Annotated in this window: 15 protein-coding genes; 5 read left to right on the top strand and 10 right to left on the bottom strand. The window is 66.0% G+C overall.

Annotation, left to right across the window (positions count from 1 at the left end; translation table 11 throughout):
- Positions 1-251 precede the first annotated feature (251 nt).
- Complete coding sequence (locus ASD68_RS04415; RefSeq protein ID WP_235578629.1) at positions 252-1,748, top strand: PLP-dependent aminotransferase family protein; 1,497 nt, start codon at positions 252-254, stop codon at positions 1,746-1,748.
- Between the two features lie 82 nt (positions 1,749-1,830).
- Here the strand turns inward: ASD68_RS04415 and ASD68_RS04410 are convergent, their stop codons facing one another.
- The 4 genes from ASD68_RS04410 to ASD68_RS04395 form a co-directional block, all read right to left on the bottom strand.
- Positions 1,831-3,054, bottom strand: a complete 1,224-nt coding sequence (locus ASD68_RS04410; protein WP_056603848.1) for a PQQ-dependent sugar dehydrogenase — start codon at positions 3,052-3,054, stop codon at positions 1,831-1,833.
- A 138-nt stretch (positions 3,055-3,192) separates the two neighbouring features.
- On the bottom strand, positions 3,193-3,969 hold the full coding sequence (locus ASD68_RS04405) for a ThuA domain-containing protein (RefSeq protein ID WP_082545937.1): 777 nt from the start codon (positions 3,967-3,969) through the stop codon (positions 3,193-3,195).
- Between the two features lie 160 nt (positions 3,970-4,129).
- Positions 4,130-4,747 (bottom strand): PEP-CTERM sorting domain-containing protein, encoded by a 618-nt coding sequence (locus ASD68_RS04400; RefSeq protein ID WP_056603845.1) that lies wholly within the window; start codon positions 4,745-4,747, stop codon positions 4,130-4,132.
- A gap of 219 nt (positions 4,748-4,966) precedes the next feature.
- Positions 4,967-5,344 (bottom strand): hypothetical protein, encoded by a 378-nt coding sequence (locus ASD68_RS04395; RefSeq protein ID WP_056603842.1) that lies wholly within the window; start codon positions 5,342-5,344, stop codon positions 4,967-4,969.
- Between the two features lie 109 nt (positions 5,345-5,453).
- Here ASD68_RS04395 and ASD68_RS04390 point away from each other — a divergent pair, with 109 nt between their 5' ends.
- Complete coding sequence (locus tag ASD68_RS04390) at positions 5,454-5,951, top strand: lipocalin family protein (RefSeq protein WP_056603839.1); 498 nt, start codon at positions 5,454-5,456, stop codon at positions 5,949-5,951.
- Between the two features lie 49 nt (positions 5,952-6,000).
- On the opposite strand, the gene ASD68_RS04385 is transcribed toward ASD68_RS04390, so the two are convergent.
- From ASD68_RS04385 to ASD68_RS04370, 4 genes are all read right to left on the bottom strand, one after another.
- Positions 6,001-6,519, bottom strand: a complete 519-nt coding sequence (locus ASD68_RS04385; RefSeq protein ID WP_056603836.1) for a DUF2894 domain-containing protein — start codon at positions 6,517-6,519, stop codon at positions 6,001-6,003.
- Positions 6,509-7,174, bottom strand: a complete 666-nt coding sequence (locus ASD68_RS04380; protein WP_056603833.1) for an OmpA family protein — start codon at positions 7,172-7,174, stop codon at positions 6,509-6,511. Before ASD68_RS04380 ends, ASD68_RS04385 begins: the two co-directional genes overlap by 11 nt.
- Positions 7,175-7,385: 211 nt before the next feature.
- Positions 7,386-9,482, bottom strand: coding sequence for a DUF802 domain-containing protein (locus tag ASD68_RS04375; RefSeq protein ID WP_056603830.1), 2,097 nt, complete (start codon positions 9,480-9,482; stop codon positions 7,386-7,388).
- Between the two features lie 11 nt (positions 9,483-9,493).
- Positions 9,494-10,144, bottom strand: coding sequence for a DUF3348 family protein (locus ASD68_RS04370; RefSeq protein ID WP_056603827.1), 651 nt, complete (start codon positions 10,142-10,144; stop codon positions 9,494-9,496).
- A gap of 145 nt (positions 10,145-10,289) precedes the next feature.
- Between ASD68_RS04370 and ASD68_RS04365 the strand changes: the two genes are divergently transcribed.
- Both ASD68_RS04365 and ASD68_RS04360 read left to right on the top strand, forming a co-directional pair.
- On the top strand, positions 10,290-10,682 hold the full coding sequence (locus ASD68_RS04365; RefSeq protein ID WP_056603823.1) for a GFA family protein: 393 nt from the start codon (positions 10,290-10,292) through the stop codon (positions 10,680-10,682).
- 145 nt (positions 10,683-10,827) lie between these two features.
- Complete coding sequence (locus ASD68_RS04360) at positions 10,828-12,735, top strand: NPCBM/NEW2 domain-containing protein (RefSeq protein WP_056603820.1); 1,908 nt, start codon at positions 10,828-10,830, stop codon at positions 12,733-12,735.
- Positions 12,736-12,745: 10 nt separating this feature from the next.
- Here the strand turns inward: ASD68_RS04360 and ASD68_RS04355 are convergent, their stop codons facing one another.
- Positions 12,746-13,171, bottom strand: coding sequence for a DUF1398 family protein (locus tag ASD68_RS04355; protein WP_056603817.1), 426 nt, complete (start codon positions 13,169-13,171; stop codon positions 12,746-12,748).
- Positions 13,172-13,227: 56 nt separating this feature from the next.
- Complete coding sequence (locus ASD68_RS04350) at positions 13,228-13,701, bottom strand: MarR family transcriptional regulator (RefSeq protein ID WP_056605167.1); 474 nt, start codon at positions 13,699-13,701, stop codon at positions 13,228-13,230.
- Between ASD68_RS04350 and ASD68_RS04345 the strand changes: the two genes are divergently transcribed.
- Positions 13,618-16,245, top strand: a complete 2,628-nt coding sequence (locus tag ASD68_RS04345) for a PAS domain S-box protein (protein WP_343123437.1) — start codon at positions 13,618-13,620, stop codon at positions 16,243-16,245. The two genes, ASD68_RS04350 and ASD68_RS04345, sit on opposite strands and share 84 nt — an antisense overlap.
- The last annotated feature ends 5 nt before the right edge of the window (positions 16,246-16,250 follow it).

Genomic DNA, 16,250 nt, shown 5'->3' with positions numbered 1-16,250 from the left:
TCGCGTAGCGATCGCCATCGCCGCATGTTCCAGCGGTGCGTGCCGTTGCGATGGCGAAAAAGACGGAGGCCGGCCGCCCGAAGCGACGGCCGTGGAGACGGCATGCGCGAGCAGGCCTGCCAGCCAGCCGTGGCATGATCATCTTTGGGGCGAGCGGGAGCGTAAATGACCGGTCGAGGGGTTTTTCGATAGCACCACTTCGATCCGGCCGGGGAGCATGAATGGGGAACAGGCGGCGAAACGATGAACCGATGTATGTCCAGATCGCCGAATCGATCCGGCGGGACATCGACTCGGGTCGTTTCCAGGTGGGCGCGCGCCTGCCCGGAAGCCGCTCGATGGCTGCAGCCCTGGGGTATTCCCGCACGGTCGTCCTGATGGCTTACGACCAGCTGGAAAGCGAGGGCTACCTGGATTCGCGTTCGGGCAGCGGCACCTATGTGAGCGCGCCTCCCACCGGCGTGCCGGCATGCCGCATATCGGTGGAGGAACAGCCCCGGGCGCCGGACGAGCCGCGGCTGTCCCGCCTGGCGCGGCGCGCCACGTTGCCCAACACGTCCGCGGGTGTGCCGGCCGGTTTGGAAGGGGAGGCGATCGATCTTTCGCAGCCGCGCGTGAAGTCCGATCCACGAAGCCTGAAAGCGTGGATGCAAAACCTGATGGCGCTGCTGCGCCGCCGCGACGCGCCCGACTTCCCCGAATTGCAGGGAGCCGTCCAGCTGCGCAAGGCGGTGGCCGGCTACCTGAGCGTGGAGCGGGCGATCGAGGTGGACCCAGACGACATCCTGATCGTCAGCGGCGCCCAGCAGGCCCGCGACCTGATCGCCCGGGTCCTGCTCGACGAAGGCGATGGCGTGGGCGTTGAGGAACCTTGCCACTGGAGCGTGAGCCACACCTACGAGGCGCTGGGCGCGCGCATTGTGCCGTGCAGCGTCGGGCCGCTCGGACTGGATATCGACCTCCATGCCGCGGCACTGGACGGTGTGCGGTTGGTGAGCGTGAGCCCGTCGTTCCAGTTTCCGACCGGTGTAGTCATGCCCGAGGAGCGGCGCAGGGCCCTCCTGCAATGGGCGTGCGCGCACGATGCCTGCCTGGTGGAGGACGATTACGACTGCGAGCACCGCTTCGGCGTGTCCAGCTCGCCGTCGTTGTGGTCGCTGGATCGCCACGGGCGGGTGATCCACGTCAGCAGCTTCGCCCGATCCATGTTTCCCGCGCTGCAACTGGGCTACATGCTGCTACCACGGCTGCTGCGCGAGCGGTTCCTGGCGGTCAAGTGGCTGGCCGATCGCGGCAGCATATCGATGCAGCAGCACGTGCTGGTTGCGTGCATCACCAGCGGACAGTATCTGCGTGATCTGCGGCGCATCGCACATCGCCTGGCGCCCCGGCATCGCGCCCTGCATGACACGTTGCAAACGCGGCTGGGCAACGCCGTGGAAGTGACCGGCTCGGTGGCGGGAGGGTCGCTCTTTCTGCATTTGCCGCGATTGCCGCGCGATGCCACCGATGCGTTGATGGCCGAAGCGCTGGCGCGCGGCGTGCGCATCCGTTCGGCGGAGTGTTTCCACAGGATGCCGCCCGATCACGTCACGCTGGTGCTCAGCTACGCCGGACTATCGGAGGCTAACCTCAAGCGAGCCGGAGCCCGCCTCGCGGAAGCCTATCTGGCGGTCGTGGGCCGTCGCACTATTTGCGAGGGCAACCGCCAGGCAGCGGCAAGAAAGGTGTCAGGGACAATTGCCTGACACCCATGGGTTTCGGGCCAGCTACGCTTCCTGGTAGCTGGTAGGTCCTGTCGGCCACGTCAAAGGTGGCCGATGCGCCAAATCATTTCTTCGGCGTAAGACGATACAAGCCACCCGGTTTGGAATCCTCCACCATCCACAGCGAGCCATCCGGTGCCTCTTCGATATCGCGCACGCGTTTGCCGACGTTCCAGCGGTTGGTTGCAGTGGCGCCGCCCTTGGCATCGAACGTGACGCGGACGATGGCTTCGCTGGCCAGGCCGCTGATCAGGGCGCTGCCGTTCCATTGCGGGAACATGCTGCCCTTGTAGAACATGATGTTGCCCGGCGCGATGATCGGCACCCAATAGATCACGGGTTTGACCAGATCGGGGCGCGTGTCGGGGCTGGGGATGGGCACGCCGTCATAGTTCATGCCGTAGGAGACCAGCGGCCAGCCATAGTTCTTGCCGCGCTTGATCAGGTTCAGTTCGTCGCCGCCGCGCGGGCCGTGCTCGAGTTCCCACAGTCGGCCATCGGGTGCGAAGGCAAGACCGTACGGCGTGCGGTGGCCGGTGCTCCAGGTTTCGGCCGGCGTGAGGTTGGGGCCGGGAAAGGTATAGGTGCTGACCACGGGCGCTTTCTTGGCCGCCTCGGTATCGGCGGGCGGATCGATCAGCGGAATGGTGTGGGCGCCGACCTTGCCGGCCCCCGGATTGCCGGGCGCAGGTTTGCCGTCCAGCGTGAGCCGCAGGATCTTGCCGACCGGCTGGTCGGGGTCTTGCGCAGGCGTGAAGCGCTGGCGGTCGCCCACGGTGAGGAAGAGGTATTTGCCATCCGGCGAGAACGCCACCGCGGCGCCGGCCTGGCCGCCCTTGCCGGTGGGCATCTGGTGCCACAGCACCTGGAAGTTGTCCAGCCGTGGTTGCTTGTCGTCCAGCACCAGCTGGCCACGGCCCAGCGCCAGGCCGCCGCCGTACTCGCCCGGTGCGACATAGGTGAGGTACACGTTGTGGTCTTTGGCGTAATGGGGCGAGAGGTAGACGCCCAGCATGCCGTTCTGGCCCTGGAACCAGCTGGCCGGGACGCCCTTGAGTTCGGTCTTGGCGCCTTGGGGCGTGACCAGTTGCACGCGACCGACTTTCTCGGTCACCAGCATGCGGCCATCGGGCAGGAAGGCGATCCGCCAGGGCAGGTCGAAGCTTGCCACCTTGGTGATGGTGAAGGGGAGGTTGGGATCGGCGGGTTGCTCGCCTGCGTTGGTCTGCGCGTGAGCTGTGCTTGTGAGCAGAGCCGCAAGAAAGACCGCGTTCGCCAGCTTCATCATTGTATGTGTCCTTGCGTCCGGATGATCGAACATCTTAATGGGACGGCGCTGTCCGGTGCGATGCCTCGACCCGGCGAAAGCGCGGGGCAGTGAGCGCTTTCCGGCACCGGGTCGAAGCTGCCCGTTATCGGCAGGCCATCAGCAGGCGTTTGCGCGGCCGATCACGTAGCGCAAGCCACGCAGCAGGTGTGCCCGGAAGACGGCATCGGCGTATTGCGCGTCGGTGTGCCCGAGGCCGGTGTACCAGGCACGTCCGCCCAGGCGGTTCGAGCACCAGGCGATCGGGTGGTCGGCGCCCATGGTGCCGCCCTGATAGCGGCTTTCGTCCACGGTGGCGATCACGTTGACGCCGGCGCGCGGGTTGCTGCGGTAGTTGTACAGCTCGTCGGTGGTTTGCCACTCGTTTGCCAACGCAGCTTCATCGCCCTCGAACCGCACCACGGTGGTCTGCAGCCCCTTGGGATGGCTATGGAACCAGGCGCCGACGAGGCGGCCGTACCAGGGCCAGTTGTACTCGGTATCGGCCGCGGCGTGCACGCCCATGTAACCGCCGCCCTTGCCGATGTAGCGCTCGAACACTGCCTGCTGGGCGTCATCGAGCACGTCGCCGGTGGTGCTGAGAAACACCACCGCATCGAAGCGGGCCAGACTGGCGTCGTTGAACAGGGACGGGTCATCGCTTTGCGTCACGTCGATGCCCTCCGCTTGCCCAAGCTCGCGCAGCGTCTGCACGCCGGTGGGGATCGACTCATGGTGGTAACCGGCAGTGCGGGTGAACACCAGGATATTCGGGGTTTCCGCAGGCGTCGCGCTTGCGCTTGTCTTGCTGAGCGCGTCGGTGGCGGGCGATGTGCAGCCGGGCAACAGGGCCGTGGCCAGCAGCAGGGTGATGAGCAGCGCAGGGATGGTTTTCATGCGCCGAGTGTGACTTGCTTTGGCGCCGGATGCACTTCACCGTTACGTGCCAGGAAGGGAAGTGTCCGGACGCCTGGAACGTGGCCCTGCTTTTCCTCAAACCCAAAAGAACAACCCCCGTTGCCGGGGGTGTCGGTGCCTTCCTGTACGACAGCAGGCGTCAGTTGTAACGGCGACGCAGGCCCACAAATGCACCCATCATCAGCAGGCCCAGGCCAAATACGCCGAGAGCAGCCGGTTCCGGGACCGGGGTGGGGGTGGTCACGCCCAGCGTCACGTTGTCGAAGCCGGTGGAAAAGAGCGGTGAGCCATTGAAGACTACCGACTTGGCCAAGCCGGAGAAGGTGAGCTCGAGGAAATCCCAAGGATCGCTCGCGGCCAGATCGGCCTGTGCCAACAGTTGCCCTGTGCCGTTCTTGCCGGTGTACACGCGGACGTCGCCATCAAAAAAACGGTTGGTCAAGTTGTAGTAGTTGAACGACAGACCGTCCGTGAAACCAAAGGTCACGTTCATAGTGGCTTTGTTTTTCAGCGCCAGACCCGCGAAGTCGTCTCCTACGGTAGCGTTCTTCCACACCACGCCGTAGTCAGGACCGCCACATTTGGCAAAGAAAAAGCCGCCGCTGGTGCATCCGCCGTCGTAGTAGTTGTCCACAGACGTAAGGGCATTGAGGCCGTTGAAGTCCATGGTGACGGGCGTGGCCGTAACAGCGCCGCCGGCCAGCAGGCCGGCCAACAGTACAAGAGCGGTCCCGGCTTTTTTCTTGAAGAAATTCATGTTGATCCCTGTAGGTCGAGTTGCCTCTCCCGTAGAGCGGGAAAGATTTACCTATGTTAAGCAAGTCTCATGCCAGTAACTAAATAACTTTGTTTACAGTCAGTTACGCATTAACGGTCATGGCTCCGCGCCACGGACATGTAAGCTATTTCGACACCGCGTCGAATCCGGTGGCATCGTCGGAACAGGAACGGATTCTTCCCGCCTCGGGCCGCCCGCTCACCGCGCGTCGCGCTGGCGGAGTGTTTCGCGAATGCAGTTTTCCGCCGCATCGCGGATTGCTACCCAATTGCGCGAGCCATTCGGATGGACGATCCGCGCCGGATCGACATGGGTCAACAGCAACTGTGCGTCGGCCGGCACGCGGGCGTCGAGCGGCAGGAAGAGGGTGGCGATGTCGCCGTTGTAAGGCGTCGTCCGGTCGACGCGTCCATCGGGTGTGAAGCCCGAATGCAGCGCCTTGGACGCGTAATGCCCTTGTGCACGGTCGTCCATGCGCAGGACGTGGAAGTCGCGCCGGGTCAGCGGGTAGCGGAAGTAGTACGAGACGTTCCGGAGCCGCCTCAACGCATCGAGGTCGATATCGTCCCAGGCCATGTTCGGTCATTTTCCATGGCGCGTGCGAACGCGGTGTAATGGCTTGCCTTTTGTCGTGGCCTTCATCCGCGCTCGCCCAAGCTGCGTTTTCTTTTCTTGAGGCCAACGTATGGACCGCCAACCACCGCCCACCGTGTCTCCGCTGGATCTGGATCGCTACCTCGGCACTTGGTACGAAATCGCACGGCTGCCGATGCGCCACGAGCCACCCGAATACACCGACATCAGCGCCAGCTACAGTCGCCAGCCCGACGGCACGCTGCGCGTGGACAACCGCGCCCACAATGGCGACGGTGAACTGGAGGAGTCGGTGGGCGTGGCCACAGTGGCCGATCCGGCCGAACCGGGGCGTTTGCAGGTGAGCTTCCTGCCGGAAGGGTTGCGCTGGATTCCGTTCACCAAGGGCGACTACTGGATCCTGCGCGTGGATGAAGGCTACCGCACGGCGTTGGTCGGCTCGCCGGACTATGCGTATTTGTGGCTGCTGCATCGTGAGCCGGAACTGGACACGGCCGCGCGCGACGCGTTCCTCGAGTACGCGCGTTCGCTTGGCTATCCGGTGGAGAAGTTGATTTACACGCGCCATACGGGGCGGCGTACCGCGTGAGGCGCGCGTGTTTTCGTTGCGATTCGGGCGCGCCGTCAATGACGAACGCTCAACCCGGTGGTTTGCGTCGGGCGCGCTTTTTCTTCGAGCCGGCTGACCCCACGCTCGAGCTTGCGTTGTCCATCTGCTCCAGCCAGGCGAGGTCATCGACGTAGGCCAGGAATGCGCGCAGGTATGTGGGTGAAAGTTCCCGCATCAGCGCGATGGCGCGGTTGGCCAGGGCGGTGGAGTTGAGCGGGCCGGCGTCGGTGGTGGCATGGGCGACGGATTGCCGGAGCTGGCTGTCGGCACGGAGGGTGGACCACAGCTGGCGGAAATCGGCGAGGGCGGGGATGTCGGGATACGCGGCGCTCTGCAGCGAGGCTTCGCGGGTGAGATTCGCAATGAGCTCGCGCAAGCCGGAGTGCGGCGGGCGGGCGGGTGTTTTGTCGGGCGCCGCGTCTGGTGCGCGCAGTTCGGCCAGCCGCGTTTCCAGGGCACGGCGTGCTTCGCCATCGAGACTTGCGGTGCGCTGTTCCATCGCCGCGATCAGCCGCGCACGGATGGCCGTGGTGGTGTCAGCGCGCATGGCCAGGGTCGGCGTCTTTCGGCGCGGCGTTGGCGGCCGAGGAGCGGGGGATCGGGGCGATTTCCACGCGGCGGTTCTTCGCGCGGCCGGCTTCGTCGGTGTTGGCGCTGACCGGTTGCTGCGCACCGAAGGCGGCGGCGAACACGGCGTTGGCGGGCACGCCGGCAGCGATCAGCGCGCGGGCGACGGTGAGGGCGCGCTGGGCTGAGAGCTCCCAGTTGTCGGCGAACTGGCGGTTGTCGCCGTGCACCGGCTGGTCGTCGGTGAAGCCGCTGACCATCAGCAGTTCGTCGCGCGATTGCAGGTACTGCGTCAGCGGTGCGGCGAGGCTCTGGATGAGCTGGCGGCCGTCGGGCTGCAACTGGTCGGAGTTGAGTGCGAACAGCAGATTGCCGCGGATACCGATGCGGCCGTTCACCAGCGTCACGCGGCCTTGCGCCAGCGGCGTGGCCAGCGCCTGCTCCAGCGTGGTGCGACGCCGCTGTTCGGCCAGGCGCTGTTTCTCGGCCACTTCAAGTTTGTGCGAGAGCTGCAGCTGCACGCCGATCACGCCGACCAGGATCAGCACGAACACGCCCAGCAATACCGACATCAGGTCGCCAAAGGCCCAGATGGGGGCGGTGGATTCGGCGTCGGCTTCGACTTCGTGGCTCATGGTGTTGTCGTGGCGGGACGGCAATGATCGAAGGCTCCCTCCCCTGCATGCAGGGGAGGGTTGGGGAGGGGTGATTTTGGTTTGGAGGCAAGAGCTTTACCCCCTCCCAACCTCCCCCTGCGAGCAGGGGGAGGAGCTGATCCGGCCGCCGGGAATATCCTGGGCAGCCGCTTGTCTTCGCGGGAATGATGGCATTGGAAAAGCAGCATGCTCATGCTTTCGCCGCCTTGCCCGGCGCACGGGGTCCAGCAAGCTGCTGCATGTCGGCGATGATCTGCTGTTGCGAGAGCACGCTGAGTTCGACCACTTCCTTCGCCTGCGCCACGTAGTAGGCGAGTTGCTCGTCGCTGCGCGTGAGCGAGCTGTCGAGGGCGCCGGCGATCTGCTGCAGCCGTTCCATCAGCGCGTCGTTGGCCTGGCCGAATTGCGCCACGCCGGCGCCGAAGGCTTCGCCGAGGCTGGCGACTTCGACGGCGCTGGCGGTGACTTGCGCGGCGGCGGTGTCGAGCTTGCCGGTTTCGGTTTCGATCTGCGCGGCGAAGCGGGTGCCGACGCGATCGAGCAGCTCGGCCGAGGTGCTGACCAGGGCGTCGACGGCACTGCGTTGTTCGGTGGAAGCATGGTTGACGGCGTCGAGCAGGGTTTCCAGCGTGGCCAGCAGGCGGCTGCGCTCCTCCAGCATGGCGGTGTCGCGGACCATGCTGTCGGAGAGTTTCTGGCGCAGCTCGCCGACGACTTCGGCGGCCACGCGTGGCGCCTCGGAGGCGGCTTCGACCAGGCGGGCGATCTCCGCGAGAGTCTTGCTGGCGGCGGCCTCGGTTTGCGCGGCGATGGTGCCGGCGGTTTGTTCCAACGTGTCGCAGATCGCCTGCTGACGAGCGGCAGTGACGTCGCCGCTCGCCTTCCACTGCGCGCCCAGCTCGGTGCCGATGCTCTCCAGCTTCTGCGCCCATGCCGCCAGACGCTCCTCGTCGCGGCTTTGCAGCGCCGACTGCAATGCTGCGTGCGACCGGTCGACCGCCTGCACCAGCGCGGCCGCGTGCGACGCGAAGGTTTCGCTGGCGGCGGCCAGCGCCTGGCGGTTGCGTTCGGCCAGCTCGGCGTGGACGGCGTCCTGTTTCGACAGGGCGGTTTGCCAGGCGCTGGCCGCGCGGTCGGCGCTGGCATCCAGACGGATGGCCACGCCATCCAGCAAGGTGGACGAGCGCTGCTCGAAGGTGTCGGCGAAGCGGGCGAGGGCGTCGCCCAGATCCCTGGTGTGGGCTTCGTTGGTCTGCCGGTGCTGGGCGAGCGCGTCGTTCCAGACGCCGATGACGGTGCGCGCGGTGGTGTCGAAACCGGCGGCGAGGCCATCGAGTTGGCGCTGCACGGCGTCGCCCACGCTGGCCTGGATGGCGGTGCTCTCGCGGGCCAGGCTGGCCAAGGTGGATTCGACTATTGGCTGCAGCACACTAGCGGCGGTGCGCGCGCTGTCCGTGACGCTGGCCTGCAGCGACTGCTCGACCGAACGGGCCAGCTGCGTATACGTCTCTTCGGTATGGCGATGGAAGGCTTCGCGATCGGCGTGCTGGCGCTCGTGGGCGGCGGAGCCTTGCTGTTCCAGCGTCGCGGCCATCGCCTGCAGGCGCTCGACCAGGGCGGGCATGGCGGCAGCCTGCTGTTGCAGCAGGCGGAAGGATTCCTCGCGCTGATGGGCCTGCGAATGGATGCGCAGGGTGGTGGCGATGCTGGCGTCCAGCGCATGTACCGTTTCCAGCCGCTCGCGGCGGACCAGCGCCGAGAGCAGGCCGAGCATGGCCGAGCTGGCGACGCCGGCGATGGAGGTGCCGAAAGCGAAGGCCAGGCCGTTGACCGGCGCAGCCAGCGAGCCGCGGATCGCCTGCAGATCACTGGCGCTGCCCAGCGCCGTGCCGGTGCCGCGCAGCGTGGCCATCATGCCCAGCAGGGTGCCGAGCATGCCCAGCAACACCAGCAGGCCGACCAGGTACGGCGTCATCGCGGGCGCCGGCAGCGCGGTGCGCTCGCCTTCGACACGCAGCCGCACGGCGTGACGCAGCCCCGGATGCAGGCGCTCCAGCCAGCGGCCAAGTTCGGCGGGCGGCTCGGTCAGTTCCTCCACCGCTCGGCGCAGCGTGGCGGTGGCCTGTCCGTAGCGGAACAGCTCGAACGCACCGGCGAGGTAGCAGGCGCCGATCAGCAGGGCGATGGCCGTGCCCAGCAGGTTGTTGCCGATGTAGCCGGCCACGATCCAGCCGATAGCGGCGAGACCCAGGGCAAATACGGAAAGAAGCAAGGGACGTTTGAACATGGTGTACCGGGTCAGGAGGTGCGCAGCGCTGCAAGCAGCGCGTCCACCGGTTGGAAACGAAGATCCAGCTCGGCCAGCAACACGCTGCGCATGTCGCGGCGGAAGCTGTCGAGCCAGGTGGTTGAGGCGTCCCCGGCGGTGCGCAGGCGTTCGAAGCGCTGGCCCAGCAGCTCGGGCACCTTGGCCAGCAGGGTGTGCTCGCGCGGGGTGATGGCCACTTCCATCGCGGCGTCCACCTCGGCCAGCTGGTTCATGCCGGGTGACGCCGCGAGCGCGTCGCGCAGCTTGCCGCGCAGGCGACCCACGGCGGCCTGTGTGGCGCGCTGGCGGTTGAGGCAGAGCTGGCGGAACGCAGCGTAGTCCGGTTCGGCAGGTGTCGCCGGCGCAAGCAGCGGGGCGTCGTTGATCGCGGCCGCCAGCACCTCGCGTGCCCGCGCGCACTCGGCGTGCAGGTCGTCCGGCGCCCCCGCATCGCCCGCCGCCTCGGCTGGCCGGGCGTCGAGCGCTGCCGCCAGCGCCAGCGCGTGCTTCCAATCCAGCCATTGGCCCAGCCGGTCGGGCAGCGATGGGCCGGAAGGCGCCAGCTCCGCTTCGGTCAGGCGCGCCAGCAGGCGGATGAAGGTGGGCCCGCGAACCGGCGGGCGGTGTGCTGCTTGGGCCATGTATTCCGGAGCAAATCGGGCAGTTTAACCCGGCCGGGGCCGCTGGCGGTCGGCGTCGTGTTTCTCGGGGCGGGTGCGGCCTGCACGGCGACGCCACCAGGAATTCCGGATACTCGCGGCTTACCGGCATAAAGAGGAGTACACCATGACAACATTCACCGGCGGCTGTCTGTGCGGCGATGTGCGCCTGCGCGCCACGGGCCAGCCTTATCGGGTGGGGTTGTGCCACTGCCTCGACTGCCGCAAGCATCACGGGGCGCTTTTCTACGCGGGGGCGATCTTTCCGCAGGACGCGGTGGTCATCGAAGGCGAAACGCGCGATTACGCCGGGCGGCACTTTTGCCCCCGCTGCGGCTCGTCGGTTTTCGCCCGCGTCGAGGACGAGGTCGAAGTGCACCTGGGGACGCTGGATGCGCCCGATCAACTGGTGCCGACCTACGAGAACTGGACCATCCGCCGCGAAAGCTGGCTGCCGCCGTTTGCGCTGGCGCATCACTACGCGCGCGATCGCGAGCACACGGGCCGACGCGAGGATTAGCGTTGCGTCGCACCACGTCGGCGGCGCCGATCTGCAACCGCCATCCCGGTTGGTCCCGCGGGGCTGGGTACAATCATCCGTTGTTCCGGGTTTGATGAAACAACCCCGACGTCCGCCGCGAATCCATCAGGGAAAAAGACGACCCATGCTCAAGGCCACGCTTCTCGCTTTCACCTTGCTTGCCGCTACAGCGCTGTCTGCGACGGCTGCCCAACCCGCCGCCGATCCGCTCGCTCCCGCGGGCCACTGGACGGGCGCCACGGCAGGACGCGCCGCCACGCCGCCGATGGGCTGGAATTCGTGGAACGCGTTCCGCACCGACGTCGACGAGGCCAAGGTGATGGGTACGGCGAAAGTGCTGGTCGACAGCGGACTGCGCGATCTGGGCTACATCTACGTGAACATCGACGACGGCTGGTGGCTGAAACGGCGCACCAGTGACGGGCGCATGCAGGTGCGCACCGCGATCTTCCCGTCGGCGAAAGTGGGCGGCAGCGAGACATCCAGCTTCCGCCCCTTCACCGACAAGCTGCACAGCATGGGCCTGAAGGCCGGCATTTATACCGACATCGGCGGCAACGCCTGTTCGCAGGCCTATGACCTGCATTCGCCGAACCTGCCCGAGGGCACCATCGCCGAACGGCAGATCGGCCTGCACGGCCACGTGCAGCAGGACATCAAATTGTATTTCGCCGACTGGGGCTTCGACTACATCAAGGTCGACGCCTGCGGCATCAACGTGTACGGGGCGGACCGCCCCTTCGTGAAGCAACACAAGTACAACGCGTATCCGCCGCTGATCGACCAGGCCAGCATCAACCGCACGAATATCCCGGCCGTGCGCGCGCTGTACCAGCAAGTGGCCGACGCCCTGGCCGCCAGCAATCCCGATGGCGACTACGTGTATTCCATCTGTGCCTGGGGCGCCGCCAACGTGCGCGCGTGGGGCAAGGACGTGGGCAACCTGTGGCGCACCAGCGGCGATATCACGCCGCAGTGGTCGCGCATGTTGCACACCTTCGACAGCGCCTCGACGCGTGCGCTCTACGCCGGCCCCGGCCACTGGAACGACCCGGACATGCTGTTCGTCGGCCACGGCGATTTCGACGTGCACCACCTCACCGAAGCGCGCACGCATTTCTCGCTGTGGGCGATGATCGACGCGCCGCTGATCATCGGCTACGACCTGCGCAACGCGCCGCAAGCGTTGATGGACATCTGGTCGAACAAGGACATCGTGCGGCTCAACCAGGACAGTGGCGGCCACCAGGCGGTCATGGCCTACGACTCGGATGACGTGCAGATCTTCGTCAAGACGCTCAGCGACTCCGGCACCAAGGCCGTGCTGCTGCTCAACCGCGGTTCGGGGCCTGCCGAGATCACCCTGACGCCCGCGCAGCTGAAGATGGTGGGCGATGTGGCGCTCACCGACCTGTGGTCGAAAAAAACCATGATGCTGACGGGCGGCGAACGGACCTTCACCTTGCAGCCGCGCGAGTCGCGCGTGTTCGAGGCCAAGGGCAAACGGCAGCTTGCCGATGGCATGTACCTGTCGGAAATACCCGGCGCCATCAACATCGCCCGTGATGGCGTGATCGTGCCCTTGCCCGATCCGATCGTCCATCGCATGAGCAACCCGTGGGGCGCCACCACCAATAGCGGCGAGCGTCCGAGCTATGGCGGCTGGGGCGGCGCCCGCGCCGATGCCACGCCGTACGACCAGGCGTTGACCGTGGATGGAAAAGTCTTCGCCTCCGGCATCGGCATCCTGGCCAACTCGCGCATGGAAGTGAAAGCCGCCGGCTTCAGGCACTTCGAGGCGAAAGTGGGCGTGGACGATTCCACCCGCAACCTGAAAGACAAAGTGGTGTTCCAGGTCTTCGGTGACGGCCACCTGCTTGCCCAGGCCACGGCGGCTTATGGCCAGGCCGCGCAAACGCTGAGCGCCGACCTCGCCAATGTGAAAACCGTCGAACTCGTCGCGCGCAGCGAAGCACCGACCAGCGACCTGCCTTTGGTGGTGACCTGGGGCGATGCCGCGTTGCGGGAGTGAGGAGCGGGCGCTAGCCGGCCGCCTGTGCCGGCGGGGCCGGGTAGCGTTCGACGTACGACTCCCCGCAACACCCTTCATAGGTCACGTGACGTTCGGCGAAATCGACCTCGTAGCGAACGACACCCGCCTGCCAGGCGGCCAGCAGGAACTGCGGGAACGTGCTTTCGCCGGCCTGATCCGTGCGGATCGCGGCCACCAGCGCCTGTTCGTCGAAGGGCGGCACATCGACGGTTCCCGACACCAGCGGCGTGCCTTGCTGGATCACGCTGCCCAGCCGCGTCTGATACAGGCTCGCGCAGGCGGGCAGGTGCCACACGTTGCGCGTTACACCGGCGCACCGGAGGGTTTCGGCCAGGTAGGGGAACCCACCCACGCGCGGGCGTCCGGCCATCGCCTTTTGCTGTGCGGCTTGCAGGTTGGAAATCGCCTCGCTCATTGTGTGTCTCCCGGGTAATTTTCAGGGGATCGGACCGTGGCGCCGAAAGGCGCTGGTCAGTCGACTGGAACGGTGCTTATGGCGTGAGCTTCCGCCAGTTTTTGCAGCAGGCGCCGCAACTCGGCTCTTTCGGCGGCGTCGAGTCGGCTGAAGAAGTGTTCGTCGTTGTGGTCGGCTATCGCCCGCAAGCGGGGCAGGGTGCGCTTGCCGGACGGGGTGAGCGAGAGCAGTTGCGCGCGATTGTCGCGTGGGTTCGACGCCCGCACGGCGCACTGCTTCCTCACCAGCTTGTCGACGATTTTCGAGACGGCGCCGCGTGTCAGGTTCATCGCGTCAGCGAGCTGGGCCGCCGTGATGTCGGCGCGCCCTTCGATATGGTTCAGCGCCACCCACTCCGCGACGGAGAGCTGCCTGGCCTGCAGGGCGCTGGCAAAGCTTCCAGAGACATGGTTGGAAACGAGTCGAAGCCAGTAACCCAGGTGGATTTCGAGCGGCTTGTCCGGCGCCGCGTGGCCTGCCTGATGTTTCATCGTCGGTCCCGCCATGGTTTCCGTGGAACTCATTATTGTTTCCATGGAAACATGATGTCAAGCAATCCTGCGAAGGGGCGTGGCCACATCTGTCCGGACCGTCCCCCGCGTTGTATCGTCTGCGTTTCGGTCAGCCCATGCTTCCCGCCCGGTAGTTCAGGCGGAGGCAGAGTCGAGCTGACGTGCGTGATCGCTGAAGGAAGACCCGTGGATATTGGTGATCGCTATCGGCTTCTGGTCGAATCGCTGGAAGACGTTGCTGTTTACATGGTGGACGCCCAAGGGCGCATCGAGACCTGGAACCGGGGTGCCGAGCAGTTGACCGGCTATTCGCCGCAGGAGGCGATCGGCATGCCGGTGGCCGCGCTGTACCCGGATGAGCAGCAGACGGCGACATTGTCCATTGCCCGGACTGCCTGCCGGAACGATGGCGACGGCCAGAAGATCGAGGGCGTGCTTCGGCGCAAGGATGGTTCGGTATTTGCCATGTCCATCACGGTGCAGCCGGTGTGCGACGCCACGGGGGCGCTGATTGGATGGTGGGAGGTCGCGCGCGACCTTTCCCAGCAGCAGGCCGAAGCCGACGCGCATGAATTCACCGGCGAGCAGTTTCGTCGCCTGGTGCAGAGCGTCATCGATTACGCCATCTACATGCTCGATCTGGAAGGCCACGTGCATTCGTGGAATGCGGGTGCGGAGCGCATCAAGGGTTATACGGAGCAGGAGATCCTGGGGCGGCACTTCTCGACGTTCTACACCGAATCCGACCGCGCGGCGGGCGAACCCGAGCGAGGGCTGGCGCACGCCCTGGAGCACGGTCGCTTCGAGAACAAGGCCTGGCGTGTGCGCAAGGATGGCTCCCTGTTCTGGGCGCACGTGGTGATCGACCGGGTCGACGACAACGAGGGCAACCCGATCGGCTTTGCGAAAATCACCCGCGACGCGACCGAAAGCCTGCGCGCCGAGGAGGCGATGGACGAAATGCGGCGGGCGCTGCATCAGGCTCAGAAGATGGAAGCCATCGGCCAGCTCACCGGCGGCGTGGCGCACGACTTCAACAACCTGCTGCAGGTCATCAGCGGCAACCTGCAACTGCTGGGCGATGACGTTGCGGACAACGATCGGGCAAGACGCCGGATCGACAATGCCATGGCCAGCGTGGCGCGCGGGTCGAAACTGGCCTCGCAGTTGCTGGCATTTGGCCGCCGCCAACCGTTGGCGCCCAAGGTCATGAACCCCGGCAAGCTCGTCCGTGACATGGACGACCTGTTGCGACATACGCTGGGGGAGGGCATCGAGATCGAGACCGTCATCGGTGGCGGGCTCTGGAACACGTCCGTTGACCGGACGAATCTGGAAAACGCCATCCTGAACCTCGCGATCAACGCGCGCGATGCGATGGACGGCCGCGGCCGGCTGACCATCGAGGCGGGCAATGCCTATCTCGACGATCAATACGTCCGTCGCCAGCATGAAGTGAAGGCCGGGCAATACGTGCTCATCGCGGTGACGGATACCGGCTGCGGCGTGCCGGCGGATCTGCTGGAGAAGGTGTTCGAGCCGTTCTTTTCCACCAAGCCGGAAGGCAGCGGCACGGGGCTTGGCCTGTCGATGGTCTACGGGTTCGTCAAGCAGTCGGGCGGGCATGTGCAGATCTACAGCGAAACGGGCTATGGCACCACCGTGAAGATCTATCTCCCGCGCAGCATGCAGGCGGAGGAGGCGCAGGCCATCGGCGCGCCGGATCGGATGCGCGGGGGCACCGAGTCGATCCTGGTGGTGGAGGATGACGAGGCGGTGAGGGAAACGGCTGTCTCGCTGCTGCGCAACCTCGGGTACCGCGTGCTGCAGGCGCCCGATGCGCGCAGTGCGCTGTCCATCATCGAAAGCGGCGTCGCGCTGGATCTGCTGTTCACCGACGTGGTGATGCCCGGCACGATGCGCAGCCCCGAGCTGGCCATCAAGGCGCGCGAACGCATGCCTGACATCGCGGTGCTGTTCACCTCGGGTTATACCGAAAACGCCATTGTTCACGCCGGCCGCCTCGACCAGGGCGTGGAGTTGCTGAGCAAGCCTTACACGCAGGAAGCGTTGGCGCTCAAGCTGCGCGAGGTGCTTTCCGCACGGACGACGCGACCGCCCGCCGACACCGCACTTTTCGCGCGGCCCCGGCCATCGCGCACCACCCACGCGGGACGGTCGAGGATCCTGCTGTGCGAGGACGACGTGTCCATTCGCTCCACGGTCAAGGACATGCTGGAATCGAGGGGATATGTCGTCGTGGAAGCGGGCTCGGCGGAAACCGCCATCGAGAAGCATCGGCGCGAGCGGATCGATCTGCTGGTCGCGGACTTGAGGCTTCCGGGTTCGTCCGGTATCGATCTGGTGAAAACCCTGCGGCAAACCACCGCGGAGTTGCCGGTGGTCTTCACCACCGGTCGCTTCGACGCGGATACCGATCTGCTGGATTCGCGCACCAAGGTGCTGCTCAAGCCGTATAGCGGGGATGCGTTGGTGCAGACGATCTCGCAGTTGCTGGCATAGGGCGT

The sequence above is a fragment of the Rhodanobacter sp. Root627 genome (assembly GCF_001427835.1).
Taxonomy (GTDB): Bacteria; Pseudomonadota; Gammaproteobacteria; order Xanthomonadales; family Rhodanobacteraceae; genus Rhodanobacter; species Rhodanobacter ginsenosidimutans.
The sequence above is the reverse complement of the archived record's forward strand: the minus strand, read 5'-3'. Positions and strand labels throughout refer to the sequence as shown.